Genomic DNA, 17,462 nt, shown 5'->3' with positions numbered 1-17,462 from the left:
TTTCAATCGAGATTGGCGTAGAAATTCATTGCGTTGTCGTGGAAGAGCATGCGCCGCTCCGCCTCGCTCATCGGCATCACGATGGCCCGTTGAGGATCGTCGTAGTCCCAGTGCGGATAGTCGGTGGCGAACATCATCCGGTCGAAGCCGATGAGGTCGAAGAGAAGCCGCAAATCGTCCCGCTGCTCCGGCTCTTCGGCGGGCTGGGTGGTGAACCACACATTCCGCTTCAGATAGTCCGACGGCGGACTCTTGCAGAGCGGTGTCTCGCTGCGCAGCTTCCGCCAGTGATTGTCCATTCGCCAGCCGAGCGAGGGAACCCAGGCAAAGCCCGCCTCGATCATCACCACCCGCACCTTGGGGAAGATTTCGAAGACGCCTTCGAGGATCATGCTCGCCACCTGCGCATGTGCGCTGTGGGTAAGAACATGATGATCCTCGATATAGTAATCCGGCCAGCCGCTGGGTGACGGCGCATAGGGAGAAGGACCGCCGACATGAAAACCGATCGGGATATTGTTGCGCTCGGCAGCTTCAAAGATCGGCCAGTAGCGTTTGCGGCCGATCGGCTCCACCGAGCGCGAGCCGAGCTGGATCTGCGCGAAGCTGCGATCTCCCGCACGGCGCTCGATCTCCTTCACCGCCAGTTCGGCATCTTCCGCACAGATATGGATCGATGCCTTGAGCCGCTTGTCCTTCGAGGTGAACTCGTCGATCTGCCAGTCATTGGTCGCGGTGCACAGGGCGGCCGAAAGATCGGTGTTGCGGGCATTGTTGGCGCCGACGATCGGCTGCAGGATGCCGAACTTGACGCCATGGGCGTCGAGATGCTGCTCCTGCATGAAATCGAGATCGGAGCCGGGCGGATGGCCAGTCGGTGGCCATGCATCCCGCCTTGCGGTCTCCGGCGTGAAGCGGGGATAAGGGCCGCCGCGTCCGGCATAAACGCAATGTGCCAGAGCGCCATAGCTGTCGAGATGGTCGCGCCAGCGCTGCTCCAGGTAAGGATGCAGCGCCTTCTTGTGCTTCAACGCCGGATGGATGTCGCAATCGATGAATTCGAACGCCGGCGCGGCCTGAACCGCACCGTCTGGAGCCTGAACAGCGGCGCTCATTGCAACGTCTCCCGCAAACGTGGATAGGTGGCGAGCGGATTGTCGTGCATCATCCTGGTCCGAAGGCGCTCCGGCACGCCGGCGGCGATAACCTGATCGCCGTCGAACTGCCAATGCGGATAGTCGGACGCAAACAGCAGCATGTCTTCCGAGCCGATCTGGTTCAGCACGCGCTCCAGGATTGCGGGATCGGACGGTCCGTCTATCGGCTGCGCCGTCAACCTGACATGGCGGCGCACAATATCGATCGGGGATTCGTTGACCCACGGCACTTCGGGACGGACGGCGCGCCAGGTCTTGCGCGCCCGCCACAGAAAGCCCGGCAGCCAGGTTACGCCGCTTTCGATCAGCACGATCTTCAGCCTCGGGAATTTGAGGAAGACGCCCTGTGCAATGAGGCTCAGCAACTGGCTCTCGAAGGCGTGGGTGTTGCTGACATAATCCTGCAGGTAATGGCTCGGCCAGCCATTTGTGGTCGGCGCATAGCGGTACAGGCTGCCGGCATGCAGGCCGATCGGCAGATCGTGGCGCGCTGCCGCTTCGAAGATCGGCCAGTAATGCTGCTTGCCAAGCATGGTGTCGAGCCCGACCGGCATCAGGACCTGCACGAAGCGGTGATCATCCGCCAGCCGCTCGATCTCCTCGACCGCGAGCGCCGGATTCTGCGTCGGCACGACGATGGAGGCTCTCAGCCGCGGATCACGATCCAGCCATTGCGCCTTCACCCAGTCATTGACGGCGGAGCAGATCGCCTGCCCCATGGTTTCACTAATCGAGAAGGAGCCGCCATAGAGGACATTGCAGATGGCCAGGCTCGAACCGAAACCATCGAGCGCATGCTTCTGCAAGAGATCGAAATTGCTGCCGGCAATCGTGTCGCCGTCGCGCCAGTCCGGACGGCAGGCGAGCGGTGAATTCGGCAGATAGCTGGCCGGCTGGAAATTGTCCTGGCCGCGTGCCACGAAGGCTTCGCGCCAATAATCGCTCATATAGGGCAGGAGCGCCTTTATACTCGGGACGCCTGGATGGATATCGCAATCGATCGCATGTGAAGCTGACAAGACGGACCTCCTCCTTCCGGCTTGCGTCGCGAGCCTAGAGCTCGACGACGATGTATCGGTCTTCGACGGTGACGCCGAAGGTCTCTGCCTTGTATGGCCCGGGCACGGACGATCCGGGCTCGACGCTCAATTCGTAGGGCCTGGTGCGGAACCGCCGCGGATCGCACCATGATTGACCGGTTCGCAGGTCGAATTCCCAGCTGTGCCAAGGGCAGCGGACGAATTCTCCCGGCCGGGAATGACAGAAAGTCCCCGGCTCGCCGGATGTCGTCATTCCGACTGTCGCTCCTGAAGCCAGGCTTCCGCCCTGGTGCGGACAGGCATCGGAAATTCCGAAGAGTTCCCCGTTCACGTTGAAGACCGCTATGGCGCGACCTTCGACATGCACGAGCTTTTGCGATCCCGGAGGGATCTCCGCCAAAGCGGCCACGACATGTTTTGCCAAGTGACTATCCCGGACGACATGAGGTCTCCTCCCTCGTCATCCGGCTCCTCCCGTTTGTTAGGGTGGAAGCTAACATCGAAAACAAACAAGCGCAACATTGTTTTGTAAATTGCCGCAACACTTGACGAGAACGTGCTCCTGCGTCACAACGATGCAGGGCAGAAGGTGGGTGCAAATGGCGTCGAAACGCATAACAATTCAAGATCTTGCCGACAGCCTCGGCCTGTCCAAGTTTTCCGTCTCGCGCGCCCTGTCGGGGAAGCCTGGCGTGGGAGAGGCGACCCGCAGCCGGGTTATCCGCGCCGCCCATGCCATGGGTTACCGGCTCGGACAGGAAATCGCTCCGCCGGCCGGAAATATTCTCTTCATGCGCCAGGAGATCGATCCGGTCAGCAGCGAATTATGGCTGAACATCATGCACGGCGCCGAACAGGAGGGGGAGCGGCTCGGTCTCTCCATTCTGCCGAGGCAGGCACGGCATCTCAACGACACCACGCAGCTCGATCCATCGGTCGTCGGCATCATTCTCGCCGTTCCACGCCCATCCGAATGGTCCGCCCTCGCATCGAAAACCGGGCTGCCCGTGGTTTGCGCAAGTTATGCCGCGCCCATGGAGCACATAGATCAGGTCGTCGGCGCAGATTGGGAGTCCGGTTTCGGCGTGGCCCAGATGCTGCTGAAGCTCGGCCATCGCCGCATGGCCTTCGTGCATGGCAGCGCCACGCCGATGGGGCGCGTCGAGCGTTTCCGCGGCTTTCGCGACGGCGCCGCCACAATGCCGGACAGCGTGGTGGATGACATCGTCTTCGAAGAGAACGAAGGATTCAGGAGCGCCTTTCTCGACTATATCGGCAAGGATCATGAGCCGACGGCGCTCTTCTGCGCCCATGACGGCATTGCCATTGCGGTGGTTTCCGAGTTGCTGCGCCTGGGTATCCGCATCCCGGAGGATATTTCCGTGGTCGGATTCAACGATTTCGCATCCGCCATGCACGTCGCGCCCAGGCTGACGACAGTACGCACGCCCCAGGTGGAGATGGGCGCGGCCATGGTCCGCTGCATCTATGATCGGACCGTCAGCGTCGAGGCAAGAGGCCGGCCGCCTGTGCGCCTTGCGCTCGTATCAGAAATCATCGAGCGCGAATCGACCGGGCCCTGCAGTGCATCGAGCTGGCTGTCCCGCGTCCGCCCTCCGGCGAAATAGGGGCACAAGGCGCAGGCCGGATCGCCGTGCTCTTGACGGCTCGCATTCTCCTCACCAGGCGCCACCTTGCGCCTTGACATTGCCGCTGCGCGATGGAATCTTAAATAGGAACTGATGCGGTTCATATTTGAATTGCATACACAGCTTTGCCGGAAGCGCCCGTTCCAACACTCGGCAACCTAATGTTGTTTGCCTTCAACCGCAATTTTTTGCGTTTCAGGTTGACGAATGGATTAGGGCAAACCTAAGCTGGGGATGGACGGGGAGGAGGAACCCCGGCCGTATGATTTCGGGAGGAGATCACAATGTCGAAGAAGTACCGCAGCCTATTGAGCGCTACCGGCCTGATGCTTGCGCTGATCCAGCCGGCCATGGCTGCCGAGAAGACCGAGGTCCTGCATTGGTGGACCACGGAAGCGCAGTCGAAGGCTGTCAAAGTGTTTGCCGACGCCTTCAATGCCGCAGGCGGCCAATGGGTGGACAATGCCATTGTCAATGGCGATGTCGCAAAGCCGACGGGTATCAACCGCATTGTCGGCGGAAACCCGCCGACGGTGATGATGATGAATGCCGGCAAGCAGTTCGGCGAATTGGCCGATGCCGGCCTGCTGCGCAATCTGGACGATGTCGGCAGCGCGGAGAATTGGAAACAGGTGCTGCCTGCCGATGTGCTGGAGGCAGTCAGCCGCGACGGCCACATCTATGCGGTGCCAGTCAATCTCCAGACGCCAAACTGGCTGTGGTACAACAGGGCACTGTTCGAGAAGTTCAAGGTTCAGGAGCCGAAGACCTGGGAAGAGTTCTTCGCGGCAGCCGACACATTCAAGGCAGGCGGCGTAATTGCCCTGGCCTTCGGTGCTCAACCCTGGCAGCAACACCAACTCTTCAACGGCGTGCTGGCGGGGGCTGGTGGACGCGAACTCTACCTCTCGATCTTCCGCGACAAGAATCCGGAGGCCACCGAGACGCCGGAATTCAAGCGCGTTGCGGAAGTCTATGCCAAGATCCGCAGCTATACCGATCCCGGCACGCCCAACCGCTCCTTCAACGAGGCGGCCTCCATGGTGATCACCGGCAAGGCCGCCATGCACATCATGGGCGACTGGGAAAAGGGTGAATTTTCCGCAGCAGGCTGGGTCGCCGGCAAGGATTACGGCTGTGTGCTGGGCCTTGGCGAGCAGAATTTCCTGATGGACTCGAATGTCTTCATCATGCCGAAAGCGAGCTCGGAAGCAGCGTCTCAGTCGCAGGCGCTGATGGCGAAGATCATGCTCGACAAGGACGTTCAGGTGAACTTCAACAATTTGAAGGGCTCCATGCCTGTCCGCAACGATGTCGACACATCCGGCCTCGACGCCTGCTCCAAGATCGGACTTGAGGTTCTGAAAGATCCGAGCAAACAATTGGCAGGCCCGGACTGGCTGGCCGGTGCGGACATGCTGAACTCACTGGCCGATGTCGTCGTGCAGTATTGGGCGACCCCCTCGCAAACCCCGGAAGAGTTTGCGCAGAAATACGCCGCCGTGCTTGAGCAATTCCAGGATTGACCTGGCGAGGCGGCAGTCTCTGCCGCCTCATAACCCCGTTTGGCACCCGCCTCCAAGGCGTTTGGCAGATGCCTCTCACCGCCTCTCACCGCCCGGCCCCCAAAGCAGAGCACGGAACCACCATGAAGCAGCGACCTATCCGCTGGAGCGTCTATGTCGGCCTGATGCCCGCCATCCTGATTGTTGTCTTCGCCTATCTCGGCACGATGATCTGGACGGTCGGCATTTCGTTCACGGATTCTCGCATGCTCCCGGCCGCCCGCTTTGCCGGGGTAAACCAGTATATCCGCCTGTTCGCCACGGATCGCTGGCTCACATCCATCCAGAACATGGTGATCTTCGGCGTTCTGATGATCGGCATCTCGCTCGTGCTGGGCTTTCTGCTCGCGGTTGCCATCGATCAGCGGGTCCGGGCAGAAGGCGTGCTGCGCACCGTCATTCTCTATCCCTATGCGATGAGCTTCATCGTCACCGGCCTTGTCTGGCAGTGGATCCTCAACCCGACGCTCGGAATTGAAAAGACTGTTCGGGGCTGGGGCTTCGAGAGCTTCCGCTTCGATTGGATCGTTGGACAGGACACCGCGATCTATTGTGTCGTGCTCGCCGGCGTCTGGCATGCCGCGGGGCTGGTCATGGCCATCATGCTGGCGGGTCTGCGCGGCATCGATCCGGATCTCTGGAAGGCGTCCCGCATCGACGGGATCAAACCCTGGCGCTTCTACCTGCACATCGTCATTCCGGTCCTGCGGCCGAGCTTCATCAGTGCGACGGTCCTCCTGTCGCTCGGCGTTGTCAAACTCTACGACCTGGTGCTGGTGCTGACCGGCGGCGGCCCCGGCTTCTCCTCCGACGTCCCGGCGAAATTCGTCATGGATTACCTCTTCCAGCGCCAGAATATCGGCCTTGCCACCGCAGCCGCGACCACGCTTCTCGTCACGGTTCTCTGCGTGCTGACGCCCTGGCTCTATACGGAATATTTCCGCCGCCAGACGCCGAAGGGATGAGCCGATGACCACGCACCACACAAGCGAGGGTCCAAGCGGACCTGCCCCCAGACGCATCGGTCCAGCCCGCATCGGGATCTATGCCTTCCTGCTGATATCGGCCCTCTTCTTCCTTCTGCCGCTTTACGTCATGCTCGTAACCTCGGTGAAGCCGATGGCGGAAATCCGGGAAGGCGGCCTCTTTGCGCTGCCCTCGGCCGTGACATTCGAGCCCTGGATCCGGGCCTGGTCAAGCGCCTGCACCGGCCTTGATTGCCGCGGCATCAGTCCCGGTTTCTGGATCTCGGTGAAGATCCTGATCCCCTCCGTCATCGCATCGATCCTGATCGGCGCGATCACCGGCTATGCCCTTTCCTTCTGGCGGGCCCGCGGCGCCAATCTGTTGTTTGCCGCACTGCTCCTCGGCGCCTTCCTGCCGTATCAGGTCTTCATCTATCCGCTGGTGCGCATCTATTCGGCGACCGGCCTGTTCAGCACGATCTACGCCCTGGTGCTGACCCATGTGATCTTCGGCCTGCCGGTGATGACGCTGCTCTTCCGAAACTATTACGCAGGGATACCGATCGATCTGTTCAAGGCGGCGCGCGTCGATGGCGGAAAGTTCTTTTCGATCTTCTTCCGCCTCATGCTGCCAATGTCCATTCCGATGCTGGTCGTCGCCGTCATCCTGCAGGTCACCGGCATCTGGAACGATTTCATCATGGGCCTGACCTTTGGCGGTCTCGCAAACCGTCCGATGACCGTGCAGCTGACCAATCTCGTGGCACCAACGGAGGGCGAGATCGCTTATAACGTCAACATGGCGGCGACGATCATGACCGCTGCCGTCCCCCTCATCATCTATTTCATTTCAGGCCGCTGGTTCGTGCGCGGCATCGCCGCCGGCGCGGTCAAAGGGTAAGTCATCATGTCCAGCGTTTCCCTGCGAAACTTGAAAATCTCCTTTGGCGCAGTCAACGTGCTTGAAACCCTCAATCTTGATGTGGCGGAGGGAGAATTCATCGTGCTGCTCGGGCCTTCGGGCTGCGGCAAATCCACCCTTCTCAACGCCATTGCCGGCCTGCTGGACCTGACCGAGGGACAGGTCTTCATCGGCGGCCGGAACGTCACCTGGGCAGAGCCCAGCGAGCGCGGGATAGGCATGGTCTTCCAGTCCTACGCGCTTTATCCGCGACTGACCGTCGAGGGCAATCTCTCCTTCGGCCTGAAAATGTCCGGCATGCCCAAGGCCGAGATCGCCCGGCGCGTGGCCGATGCAGCCCGCATCCTGCAGATCGAGCCGCTGATGAAGCGCCAGCCGGCGCAATTGTCCGGCGGACAGCGTCAGCGCGTCGCCATTGGCCGGGCTTTGGTTCGCAATGCCAGCGTTCTGCTCTTCGACGAACCGCTTTCCAATCTCGATGCCAAGCTGCGGACCGAATTGCGCGTCGAAATTAAACGCCTGCACAAGGCGCTCGGCTCCACCATGATCTTTGTGACGCATGATCAGGTCGAGGCACTGACGCTGGCGGACCGCATCGCCGTCATGCACAAGGGCGTCATCCGCCAATTGGCCAGCCCCAAGGAAATCTATCAGAGGCCCGTCAATCGTTTCGTGGCGAGTTTTGTCGGCTCGCCGCAGATGAATTTCCTCTCCGGCCGGATTGTCCGTCGCGATGCGGCGCTGGCCTTCAGACTGGATGGCGGCGGCGAGATCGGCCTCAACGGCTATGAATTCACGCATCCGGTGTCGGACGGCCAGGTTGCGACACTCGGCATCCGGCCGGAACAGGCTCAGCTTCAGCCTTCGCCGCAGCACACGGAAAGCCTGGAACCGACCTTCACCATCGATGAGCCTATGGGACCCGATACGCTGCTCTGGGGCACCTTGGGGGGAGAGACGTTTTCGCTGCGAACCACATCCGACCACACGCCGGACCTCGGAACGGCAATGCCGATCTATATAAATCCGGCGCAGGTTTCGCTTTTCGATGCTGCGGGGGAGCGGCTTTGACCCGCTCCGCCGCCAAGATGCGGCTATCGCAGGAGGCTTTGCCCACCATCGATCCACACGGGCGAGCCGGTAATGTGGCGGGCATGGTCCGAGGCCAGGAAAGCGATGATCTCCGCCACGTCCTCGCTGGTACCGGCCTTGCCGCCGGTGATCGGAATGTCACCCTCCGGCCATATCACCGGAATGCGAGCGGCATCCTGGTTGCGCTTGATGGTGCTGTCGGGAATGTTGGTCTCGATCAGGCCGGGGCAGACGGCGTTGATGCGGATTTTAGACTTGCCGAGCTCAAGCGCCAATTGCTGGACCATTGCAAGCTGCGCAGCCTTGGTCGCCGCATAGGCCGTGGCGCCCGCCGTCGTGAAGGTGCGGGTCCCGTTGATCGAGGACACGACCACGATCGACCCGCCCCCCGCAGCCTTGAGGTGGGGAACCGCATAATGAAGCGTGAGATAGGTTCCGCGCAGGTTGATGGCGATCGTCTTGTCCCATTCCTGCGGCTGAAGGTCGTCAATCGGCGCCCAGACGCCATTGATGCCGGCATTGGCAACGACAATGTCCAGCCTGCCCCAGGCGGAGGCGATCCGCTCGACGGCGTCCTTCATCGCTTCCTCGTGGCTGACATCCCCCGTCAGCGCCAGCGCTTCGCCGCCCGCTTCTTCAATCTCTTCCTTCGTCTTGACGATCTCGCTCTCGGTCCGGCTCAGCACGGCAACCCTGGCGCCACGCTTTCCCAGCATCAGTGCCGCAGCCTTGCCGATTCCCGAGCCAGCGCCCGTCACCAGCGCCGTCTTGCCCGTCAAATCCATCAGTCATCCTCCCTGAAAATGCGAGAAAATCGCTGTTATTTTCTACCGCAATTTTGATTGGCGGGACAAAACAATTTTTGTCGCGGGCTTAATAAGTTTCTGTTTTCACGACCCTTCCAACGACATGAGGAGAAATGTCATGACCACTGCAACCACCGCCGCAAGGCCGCCCCGCTTCATGCACACCATGATCCGGGTGGGGGATCTTCAGCGATCAATCGATTTCTACACGAAACATTTCGGCATGGAGGTCATCCGCACAATCGACGTGCCGGAGGGCAAATACACCAATGTCTTCATTGGCTATGGCAGCGAAAAGACCGATCCGATGATCGAGCTGACCTATAATTATGGCGTCGAGACCTATGAGAGGGGCAATGGCTTCGGTCACCTGGCCGTTGGCGTGCCCGATATCTACGCCGCTTGCGAGACGATGCGGGCAGAAGGCGTCACCATCGTGCGCGAACCCGGTCCGGTCAAATTCGGCACGACCGTCATAGCCTTCGTGGACGATCCCGATGGCTATCGCATCGAGCTTATCCAGGAAAGCAACTGAGGAGGGATCCATCATGGAATATACACGACTGGGAAAATCGGGACTTGAAGTCTCCCGCATCTGCCTCGGCTGCATGACCTTCGGCGAACCCGATCGGGGCAATCCGAAATGGACGCTGGTCGAGGAAGACAGCCGCCCGCTGATCAAGAAAGCGATCGAACTCGGCGTCAATTTCTTCGACACGGCGAATATCTATTCCAACGGCTCCAGCGAGGAGATCGTCGGCCGGGCGCTGAAGGACTTCGCCAAGCGAGACGAGATCGTCCTCGCCACGAAGATCAACTCGCCGCTCCGCGAGGGTCCCAATGCCAAGGGTCTCTCCCGCAAGGCGATCATGCAGGAGATCGACCACAGCCTGCGCCGCCTCGGCACCGATTATGTCGACCTCTATCAGATCCATCGCTGGGACCCCATCACGCCCATCGAGGAAACGCTGGAGGCGCTGACAGACCTGATCAAGATCGGCAAAGTCCGCTATATCGGCGCCTCTTCCATGCATGCCTGGAAATTCGCCAAGTCGCTGTATCTGTCGGATCGCAAGAACTGGGCGCGCTTCATCTCGATGCAGAACCACTACAACCTGCTCAATCGCGAGGAAGAGCGCGAAATGGTGCCGCTCTGCGCGGCCGAAGGGGTTGGCCTCATTCCATGGAGCCCGCTTGCCCGCGGCCTGCTTGCCCGCGAGGAGGATCATGAATCGCTGCGCAAGGGCACCGACATTCTCCGCCCTGTCCTCTATGGCGATACCGAAGAGGCCGATGGCAAGGTCATCCAGGCGGTTGCCAATGTCGCCAAGCGTCACGGCGTTCCGCGTGCCCGCATCGCCATTGCCTGGCTCCTGTCGAACCCGGCCGTCGCCGCACCGATTGTCGGCGTGAGCCGCGAAAGCCAGATCGTCGACGCGGCGGAAGCCGTGACGATCAAACTGACGCCGGAAGACATCCAGGAACTGACGGAGCACTACGTGCCCCACAAGATCATGGGCTTCGAATAAAAAATGGCGCCGGCCACTCGCGTGGCCGGCGCCTTCCATCATAAGCAGGTTTTCTCAGAGATTCTCGTCGAACAGCGGCTCCGGCAGGCCCGCGACGGGCGCGTTCATGGCGAAAAGGCTGCCGGATTCTGGAAACTGCGCCATTTCTTCCGGCGGACGACGGCTGCCGGCCGTGGTGACGTAGAGCGTTCGCAGGTCAGGACCGCCAAAGGCGAGCATGGTCGGGCACCTCACCGGCACCGGATATTCGCCGATCTGTGTTCCATCGGGCAGGAAGCGGCGCACCACCGATGCACCGAAGATCGCCAGCCAGTAGCAGCCTTCGGAATCGACACATGCGCCGTCCGGGCGGGCAGCCGGATCATTGGGGATATCGATCAGCACCCGTTCAGGGCCCACAGTCCCCGACATGCGGTCGAAGGACCGTGCAGTGACCGTCGAGACGGGCGAATCCACGTGATACATGGTTGCGCCATCCGGCGAGAAAGCCAGTCCGTTCGAGCACATCAAGCCATCGATCAGCCTCGTCAACCCCTTTGCGTCATAGCGGTAGAGGGCTGATTTGCCCTGGCGGCTCTCATCCACCGTGCCGGCATAGAAGCGGCCATCCGGCCCTACGCGGCCGTCATTGAAGCGGCTCGTCCCCGTGTCCTCGGGATTGTCGGCAAGCTTGGCCAGCGGCTTGCCTTCTTCATCCAGCCGCCAGATCCCCGAGCGAAGGCCGGCGATGAAACCGCCGCCCCTGACCAGGCCGATGCAGCCGATCTCCTCCGACTGCATGAACCGGCGCAGCTCGCCCTTGGCAGGGTCGAAGCGATTGATCGACGGTCCGCGAATATCGACGAAATAGAGCACCTGCTCCGCCGCGCTCCAGACTGGGCTTTCGCCCAGTTGGGAGCGGCTGTCGCAGACCAGCCGGAACGCGGCCTCGCTGAGCGTCGCGGCCTCCATCAGGTGGTTGCCTTGTTGCGCAGCCACTCCTCGTATTCCGGCCGTGCTTCGTCATGAAGAGGATAATAGCGCTTGAGCTCGCCGCCGGCGAGAAGCTTTTCCTTGGAGAATTCCTCCCACTCATGATGGGTGGAGGCCCGCTTGATCAGCTCCTCGGCATGCGACACCGGCACCACCACTGCGCCGTCATCATCGGCAACGATGATATCCCCCGGCATGACGAACACGCCGCCGCACGAGATGGGCACGTTGACGCCCCAGGGCATCAGGTCCGTCTGCGTGTGGAAATTCGGGGTCAATCCGCGGATCCACATTCCGAGATCGAGATGTTTGGCGTTCGGATAATCGCGCAGGCAGCCATCGATCACCACGCCGGCGCCGCCTTTGCCCTGGAAATAGGTCAGCATCATCTCGCCGAAAATACCGCTCTTCATGTCGCCGCGGGCATCCACCACGACCACGTCACCCGGCTGCGTGTGATAGAGCACGTGCCGGTGAAGCTGCTTCTCCGGCTGCGCATATTCGTCCGCATCCTGCAGATCTTCGCGCTTGGGGACGAATTGGAGGGTCAGCGCCGGACCACACATCACCGCCCCTTCCCGCTTGGAAACAGGGCCGCAGATATGGGTATTGCGGATGCCCATCTTGCTGAGCTGGCTTGAAGAGGTGGCGGCGCCGATCTTCTTGATCGCCTCCACCCATTCGCGCGGCGGGCGTTTGATGTCCTGTGTCTGGATCATGAGTGTCCTGCTTTCATTGTGCCGCACCCTGGAGGAGCGGCGTCAAAAGGTTCAAGTCTTTGAAATTTCTTTCGTCGCTGGCGGTCTACCACCGACTTCGCGCCATTTGCGCCAGGCACGGGCGAGCATGGCGCACCCCGGCCAATTCACTGCGATCCTCCCCTGCGGCCGACTCCCATCAGCCCGACTCGTTCACATTTAAACTGCTACTGTTCATTTCAGAATGAATGTTGACAAAGCCGGTGTCAATGAGGGAATGATGCCGAGCCGGGAAAAATCGGTTATTGCTCCAAATGAGAATTTACTTCATTCGTAACTGACTGATGGGCACGGATACTGGATGAGCGACGAGACCAACCAAGACGACAAGGACAAGAACGGCGTTCCGGTTCTGGAGCGGATGATGGAGATCCTGTCTTCGCTGGAGCTTCAGCCGGCGGGCGAGACGATCCGCGGCCTGTCGGAACAGCTGTCCATGCCGCGCAGTACGGTCTACCGGATCCTCAACACGCTGCATGCGCATAACGTCGTGCAGCGTCGTCTTGACGGCACCTATGTCCTTGGACCGCGCCTGCTCAGCCTTGCTTCCAAGGTGCGGTCGGAAGCGACCTTCGACCTGGTGGCGGTGGCGCAGCCGACGATGAAGAAGCTTGCCGAAGCGACCGGCGAGGCCAACAAACTGTCCGTCCTCGACAATCAGGCGGTGGTGGTGGTGGCAAGCTTTGCGGGACAGGGACAATATGCGCTCAACCCCGCCGTCGGTCAGGCCTTTCCGCTTCATGCCGGCGCCGCCAGCAAAATGCTGCTGGCGCATATGGATCCGGATGCGGTCAACCGGGTCCTTGCGGCACCGCTGGCCAAATACACGCCTCGCACCATTACCGATGCGGCAAAGCTTTCGAGCGAACTCAACCGCATTCGCAAGCAGGGCTGGGCAAGCGACCGCGGCGAGCATGGCGGCAGCGTCTGGGCCGTGGCAGCCCCTGTCACCGCGCCTTCCGGCCGCGTGATCGCAGCGCTGAGCATTCCTTATCTGGCGGCGGACAAGGAAAATGAGGAGCGCGACCGGCTGCGCGACATGGTGATCGATTCCGCCGCCGACATCTCCAGTCGCATTCCGGATATTTGATCGAGCCGCCGCATCGGCGGCCGCGGGAGGAAGAATTGAAGATCATCGATGTGAAATGTGCGCTTCTGGGGCGCCACCCTGTCGTGCGCCTTGTGACGGATGAGGGGCTTTCCGGCTACGGCCAGGTGGAGTTCTGGAAACCCTATGCGAAGGATCACATCCTGCTGCTGCGCGAGATGATCCTGGGAATGGATCCGACGGATGTGGAGCGCGTCATGCTACGCATCCGCCACCGCGGCGCGTTCAAACCCTGGGGCAGCGCCATCAGCGCGATCGAAATGGCCTGCTGGGACCTTGCCGGAAAGGCGGCCGGTGTGCCGGTCTACAAATTGCTGGGCGGCAAGGTGCGCGACAAAGTGCGTGTCTATAACGGCGGCGTTCGCTTCCCGATGACCGGCTGGCGGCCGGATGATTACGCTGCCGACTGCAGGAAGATGATGGACCGGCCGGAGGGCTTCACCATCATCAAGCAGCCGATCGCCTTCCACAGCCCGATGGCGCGTCAGATCCCGGATTTCCATTATGGCGAAGTGACGACCAAGCCCATGCCAGGATTGCGGGACACCGGTTATCTGACGGAAAAGGGGTTCAACCATGTTGTCGCCTGTGTCGAGGCGATGAAGGAGGTGACAGGTGACACGGTGGGCCTGGCGCTCGACTGCGGACCGGGCTGGACTTTGCCGGACGCGAAAAAATTCGCCAAGGCAATGGAGCCGCTCAACCTCATGTGGATCGAGGATATTCTGACCGGCGATCAAACCCCTTATGTGGGTGCGCCGGCCTATCGCGATCTGACCATGAGCACGACGACGCCGATCCATACCGGGGAGCAGATCTATCTGCGCCAGAATTTCCGCGAGCTCATCGAAACGCGCGCCGTCAATATTCTCGGTCCCGACCCCTGCGATGTGGGTGGGATTGCCGAATTGAAACGGGTTGCGGAATACGCCGAAATCCACGGTCTGCTGTTTGCGCCTCACGGCACGGCGAATGGTCTTCTCGGGCTGGCGGCGCTGGTTCAGGTCTCCGCCACCCTGCCCCAGAACTACATCGCCTTCGAGATTCCCATCGGCGAGCCGGACTGGTGGTACGACATCGTCGAGGGCCTGCCCAACCCCATCGTCAAGGATGGCTTTGTCGACGTCTGGGACCGGCCCGGCATGGGCGTGGATTTCATCGTCGACAAGGCGATCGACTATCTCGCGGAAGACGATCGCGGCTTCTTCGACTGATTTCAGCCCGTGCTGGACGTCAAAATCAACGTTTCGCCTATCGGGCGCGGCGCGAACCCGCCTGTCCTTGCGCTCCGAAAGGCGACGGCCCTTTTTTCCCGCATATGTTGCTTGACAGCGACCCTGGCACAGCTCATTCTAATACGAACACATGACGTTCATATTTGAACTGATTGCGACGGGATGCAAAGGAGGAGTGCATGCCCATCCGGGTCGGAATGACGCTGTCGGGCGAACGCCTGAACCGCGACAATGCCATGTTTGCGCAGCAGCTCGGGATCGAGGATGTCGTCATCCATCTCGGCCGCTACCGGCCGGCCGAAGACCCGCAGCCCTATCTGACCGGCGGCCAGCCGGGGCCGATCCTCGGCGATTGCACGGACGAAACGCTCTGGACCTACGACTATATGAAGAGCGTTGTCGACATGCTGGGCGACTATGGCCTGCACGTCGCAGCCATGGAGAATTTTGCGCCGAACTTCTGGTCGGATATCCTGCTCGACGGTCCGCGCAAGACCGCCCAGATGGACGCGCTGAAGCGGCTTGTCGAGGATGCCGGCCGCGCCGGCATCAAGGTGATCGGCTACAATTTCTCGCTTGCCGGCGTCTGGGGCTGGCGACGCCTGCCGGTCGGCCGCGGCGGCGCCGTGACCTCCGTCTTCGATGCCAGCTGCTTCGACGCGCAGGCGCCGATCCCCGACGGCATGGTGTGGAACATGCGCTTTCGGCCCGGCGTCGAAGGCGCTGCACCGATCACGGTTTCGGAAGCGGAACTATGGCAGCGGCTCGAGTGGTTCCTGAAGGAGCTCGTACCGGTCGCCGAAGCGGCAGGCGTACGGCTGGCGGCGCATCCGGATGATCCGCCGATGGAGACCCTGCGCGGCACTGCGCGCCTCGTCAACCAGCCCTCGAAATACGACCGGCTCACATCCATTATCGACAGCCCGTCCAATGCGCTGGAATTCTGCATCGGTTCGCTGCAGGAAATGACGACCGGCAATGTCTATGACACGACGCGGCGCTTCGCCCGCGCCGGACGTATCGCCTATGTGCACTTCCGCAATGTGCGCGGCAAGGTCCCGCATTACGAGGAGACCTTCGTCGACAATGGCGATGTGGATATGGCCGAAATCGTCCGGATCCTGCGGGAGGAGAAGTTCGACGGGATCATGGTTCCCGACCATGTCCCGGAGGTCCACAGCAAAGCGCCCTGGCATGCCGGCATGGCCTACACGATCGGCTACATGCGGGCGCTTATCAACCATGCACAGCTTCTGGGTCCCTCGGCGGGTGCCCGGTCCAATTCGAATGCTGCCGTTGGGGAGACGGTCTGAGCTTTCGGCTTCAACAGGTTCTAGGGAGGAGAATGACCATGAAACGCATGACGAAGACACTGGCGGCGGGGATTGCCCTGCTGCTGTCACAGGCAAGCCTTGCATCCGCCGCCGACCTCGTATGGTGGACGATGAACTGGAATGAGCAGAAGGCCAAGGATTATGCCGCGGAGTTCATGAAGGAGAATCCGGACGTCACGATCCGCGTCGAAGCCAATGTCGCCGGCGGTCTGCAAAGCCGGATTCTGGTCGCGCTGCAATCCGGCAGCACGCCCGACCTCATCGATGTGCAGAACGGCGCAAACATCCCGCTGGCACAGACCGGCAAGCTCGAACCGCTGAAGGACAAGCTTACCGCGGCAGGCGTGGACTTCCAGGACATATTGCCGGCGAGCCTCGATACAGCGACCTATCAGGGGCAGCTCTACGGCCTGCCCTTCCAGGCGGAAGCGCATGCCTTGATCTACAACAAGGGTGCCTTCAGGGAAGCCGGCCTCGATCCCGAGACACCGCCAAAGACCTGGACCGAATTCGTCGAGATGGCGAAGACCCTGACCCGCAAGAACAGCAAGGGCCAGCAGGTATTCGGATATGGTGTCTCCGGCGGCGGCGCCGATCAGCCCGGCAATGCGCTGTTCCGCTCGCTGCCCTTCATGTGGATGAATGGCGGCGGCATTCTCGGGCCGGACAACAAGGAGGTCATCATCAACTCGCCGGCATCGGTGGAAGGGGTGAAGCTCTATGTCGATCTCTTCACCACCCACAAGGTATCGCCACCTTCGACGCTGGAAAACGATTCCAACGCCCTGCGCCGGCTGTTCCAGGTAGGCAATGTGGCGATGATTCCTGGCGCCACATCCGATATCGAGCGCATCCGCGCCGCGGCGCCGGATATCGAGATCGGCGTCGGCCCGCTGCCGCATCCGGAAGGCAAGGAGACGGCAGCCATCCTGGGCGGCTGGAATTTCATCATTCCGGCTGCCGCGCCGAACAAGGAGGCCGCGATCAAGCTTGCCGCCTTCATGGCCAAGCCAGAGCGCCAGGCCGCTTACACGACGACCTTTCCCGCCGCGATGTCTGGCCTTAACGACAAGCGCTTTGCAGACCCGATCATGGATGCGCACAAGGAAATGCTGAAGCATGCCCGCCCGCAGCCGGCCATTCCACAATGGGGCCAGATCGGCCAGGTCTATTACAACCATCTGCAGGAAGCCCTGCTCCAGAGCGGCACGGTGCAGGAATCCATGGATGCGGCGGCCGAAGAAATCAAATTGCTGCTGACGCAGTGATCCTCCCGGGACGGTGAGTGGCGCGCCCGGCCGCTGGGGCCGGGCGCATAACATCGGACATT

At 61.2% G+C, this 17,462-nt stretch carries 17 protein-coding genes; 11 read left to right on the top strand and 6 right to left on the bottom strand.

Translation table 11 applies throughout. From position 1 onward, the window contains the following. Positions 1–2 precede the first annotated feature (2 nt). From QTJ18_RS02055 to QTJ18_RS02045, 3 genes are read right to left on the bottom strand one after another with little or no spacing between them, the layout of a single operon-like run. On the bottom strand, positions 3–1,115 hold the full coding sequence (locus QTJ18_RS02055) for an amidohydrolase family protein (RefSeq protein ID WP_252752281.1): 1,113 nt from the start codon (positions 1,113–1,115) through the stop codon (positions 3–5). Next, entirely contained in the window at positions 1,112–2,176 is a 1,065-nt protein-coding gene (locus tag QTJ18_RS02050; RefSeq protein ID WP_252752282.1) for an amidohydrolase family protein, read from the bottom strand. Before QTJ18_RS02050 ends, QTJ18_RS02055 begins: the two co-directional genes overlap by 4 nt. A 34-nt stretch (positions 2,177–2,210) precedes the next feature. After that, complete coding sequence (locus QTJ18_RS02045; RefSeq protein WP_252752283.1) at positions 2,211–2,621, bottom strand: Rieske (2Fe-2S) protein; 411 nt, start codon at positions 2,619–2,621, stop codon at positions 2,211–2,213. 175 nt (positions 2,622–2,796) lie between these two features. On the opposite strand from QTJ18_RS02045, the gene QTJ18_RS02040 reads away from it, so the two are divergent. The 5 genes from QTJ18_RS02040 to QTJ18_RS02020 all read left to right on the top strand — a co-directional run bounded on the left by QTJ18_RS02040 (position 2,797) and on the right by QTJ18_RS02020 (position 8,369). Then, a complete protein-coding gene (locus tag QTJ18_RS02040; protein ID WP_252752284.1) occupies positions 2,797–3,825 on the top strand; it encodes a LacI family DNA-binding transcriptional regulator in 1,029 nt (342 codons plus the stop codon). A 305-nt stretch (positions 3,826–4,130) separates the two neighbouring features. Then, entirely contained in the window at positions 4,131–5,372 is a 1,242-nt protein-coding gene (locus tag QTJ18_RS02035; protein WP_252752285.1) for an ABC transporter substrate-binding protein, read from the top strand. Positions 5,373–5,494: 122 nt separating this feature from the next. Further along, complete coding sequence (locus tag QTJ18_RS02030; RefSeq protein ID WP_252752286.1) at positions 5,495–6,376, top strand: carbohydrate ABC transporter permease; 882 nt, start codon at positions 5,495–5,497, stop codon at positions 6,374–6,376. 4 nt (positions 6,377–6,380) lie between these two features. Continuing rightward, complete coding sequence (locus QTJ18_RS02025) at positions 6,381–7,277, top strand: carbohydrate ABC transporter permease (protein ID WP_252752287.1); 897 nt, start codon at positions 6,381–6,383, stop codon at positions 7,275–7,277. A 6-nt stretch (positions 7,278–7,283) separates the two neighbouring features. Next, positions 7,284–8,369, top strand: coding sequence for an ABC transporter ATP-binding protein (locus tag QTJ18_RS02020; RefSeq protein ID WP_252752288.1), 1,086 nt, complete (start codon positions 7,284–7,286; stop codon positions 8,367–8,369). A gap of 23 nt (positions 8,370–8,392) precedes the next feature. Here QTJ18_RS02020 and QTJ18_RS02015 read toward each other — a convergent pair whose 3' ends face one another. After that, positions 8,393–9,175, bottom strand: coding sequence for an SDR family oxidoreductase (locus QTJ18_RS02015; protein WP_252752289.1), 783 nt, complete (start codon positions 9,173–9,175; stop codon positions 8,393–8,395). A 139-nt stretch (positions 9,176–9,314) separates the two neighbouring features. Between QTJ18_RS02015 and gloA the strand changes: the two genes are divergently transcribed. Together gloA and QTJ18_RS02005 are read left to right on the top strand one after the other, a co-directional pair. Further along, a complete protein-coding gene (gene gloA / locus QTJ18_RS02010) occupies positions 9,315–9,731 on the top strand; it encodes a lactoylglutathione lyase (protein ID WP_252752290.1) in 417 nt (138 codons plus the stop codon). 13 nt (positions 9,732–9,744) lie between these two features. Next, a complete protein-coding gene (locus tag QTJ18_RS02005) occupies positions 9,745–10,725 on the top strand; it encodes an aldo/keto reductase (RefSeq protein ID WP_149149147.1) in 981 nt (326 codons plus the stop codon). A gap of 54 nt (positions 10,726–10,779) precedes the next feature. On the opposite strand, the gene QTJ18_RS02000 is transcribed toward QTJ18_RS02005, so the two are convergent. Continuing rightward, on the bottom strand, positions 10,780–11,703 hold the full coding sequence (locus tag QTJ18_RS02000; protein WP_252752291.1) for an SMP-30/gluconolactonase/LRE family protein: 924 nt from the start codon (positions 11,701–11,703) through the stop codon (positions 10,780–10,782). After that, on the bottom strand, positions 11,676–12,416 hold the full coding sequence (locus QTJ18_RS01995) for a ribonuclease activity regulator RraA (protein ID WP_252752292.1): 741 nt from the start codon (positions 12,414–12,416) through the stop codon (positions 11,676–11,678). Before QTJ18_RS01995 ends, QTJ18_RS02000 begins: the two co-directional genes overlap by 28 nt. 340 nt (positions 12,417–12,756) lie before the next feature. On the opposite strand from QTJ18_RS01995, the gene QTJ18_RS01990 reads away from it, so the two are divergent. The 4 genes from QTJ18_RS01990 to QTJ18_RS01975 all read left to right on the top strand — a co-directional run bounded on the left by QTJ18_RS01990 (position 12,757) and on the right by QTJ18_RS01975 (position 17,400). Next, positions 12,757–13,545, top strand: coding sequence for an IclR family transcriptional regulator (locus QTJ18_RS01990; RefSeq protein ID WP_252752293.1), 789 nt, complete (start codon positions 12,757–12,759; stop codon positions 13,543–13,545). A gap of 35 nt (positions 13,546–13,580) precedes the next feature. Further along, positions 13,581–14,777, top strand: a complete 1,197-nt coding sequence (locus QTJ18_RS01985; RefSeq protein WP_252752294.1) for a mandelate racemase/muconate lactonizing enzyme family protein — start codon at positions 13,581–13,583, stop codon at positions 14,775–14,777. A gap of 200 nt (positions 14,778–14,977) precedes the next feature. Next, positions 14,978–16,111 carry a mannonate dehydratase gene (locus QTJ18_RS01980; RefSeq protein WP_252752295.1) on the top strand — a complete coding sequence of 378 codons (1,134 nt, stop codon included), beginning with the start codon at positions 14,978–14,980 and terminating at the stop codon, positions 16,109–16,111. 38 nt (positions 16,112–16,149) lie between these two features. Then, on the top strand, positions 16,150–17,400 hold the full coding sequence (locus tag QTJ18_RS01975) for an ABC transporter substrate-binding protein (RefSeq protein ID WP_252752296.1): 1,251 nt from the start codon (positions 16,150–16,152) through the stop codon (positions 17,398–17,400). Positions 17,401–17,462: the final 62 nt, after the last annotated feature.

This window comes from Rhizobium sp. SSA_523 (assembly GCF_030435705.1).
Taxonomy (GTDB): Bacteria; Pseudomonadota; Alphaproteobacteria; order Rhizobiales; family Rhizobiaceae; genus Neorhizobium.
The sequence above is the reverse complement of the archived record's forward strand: the minus strand, read 5'-3'. Positions and strand labels throughout refer to the sequence as shown.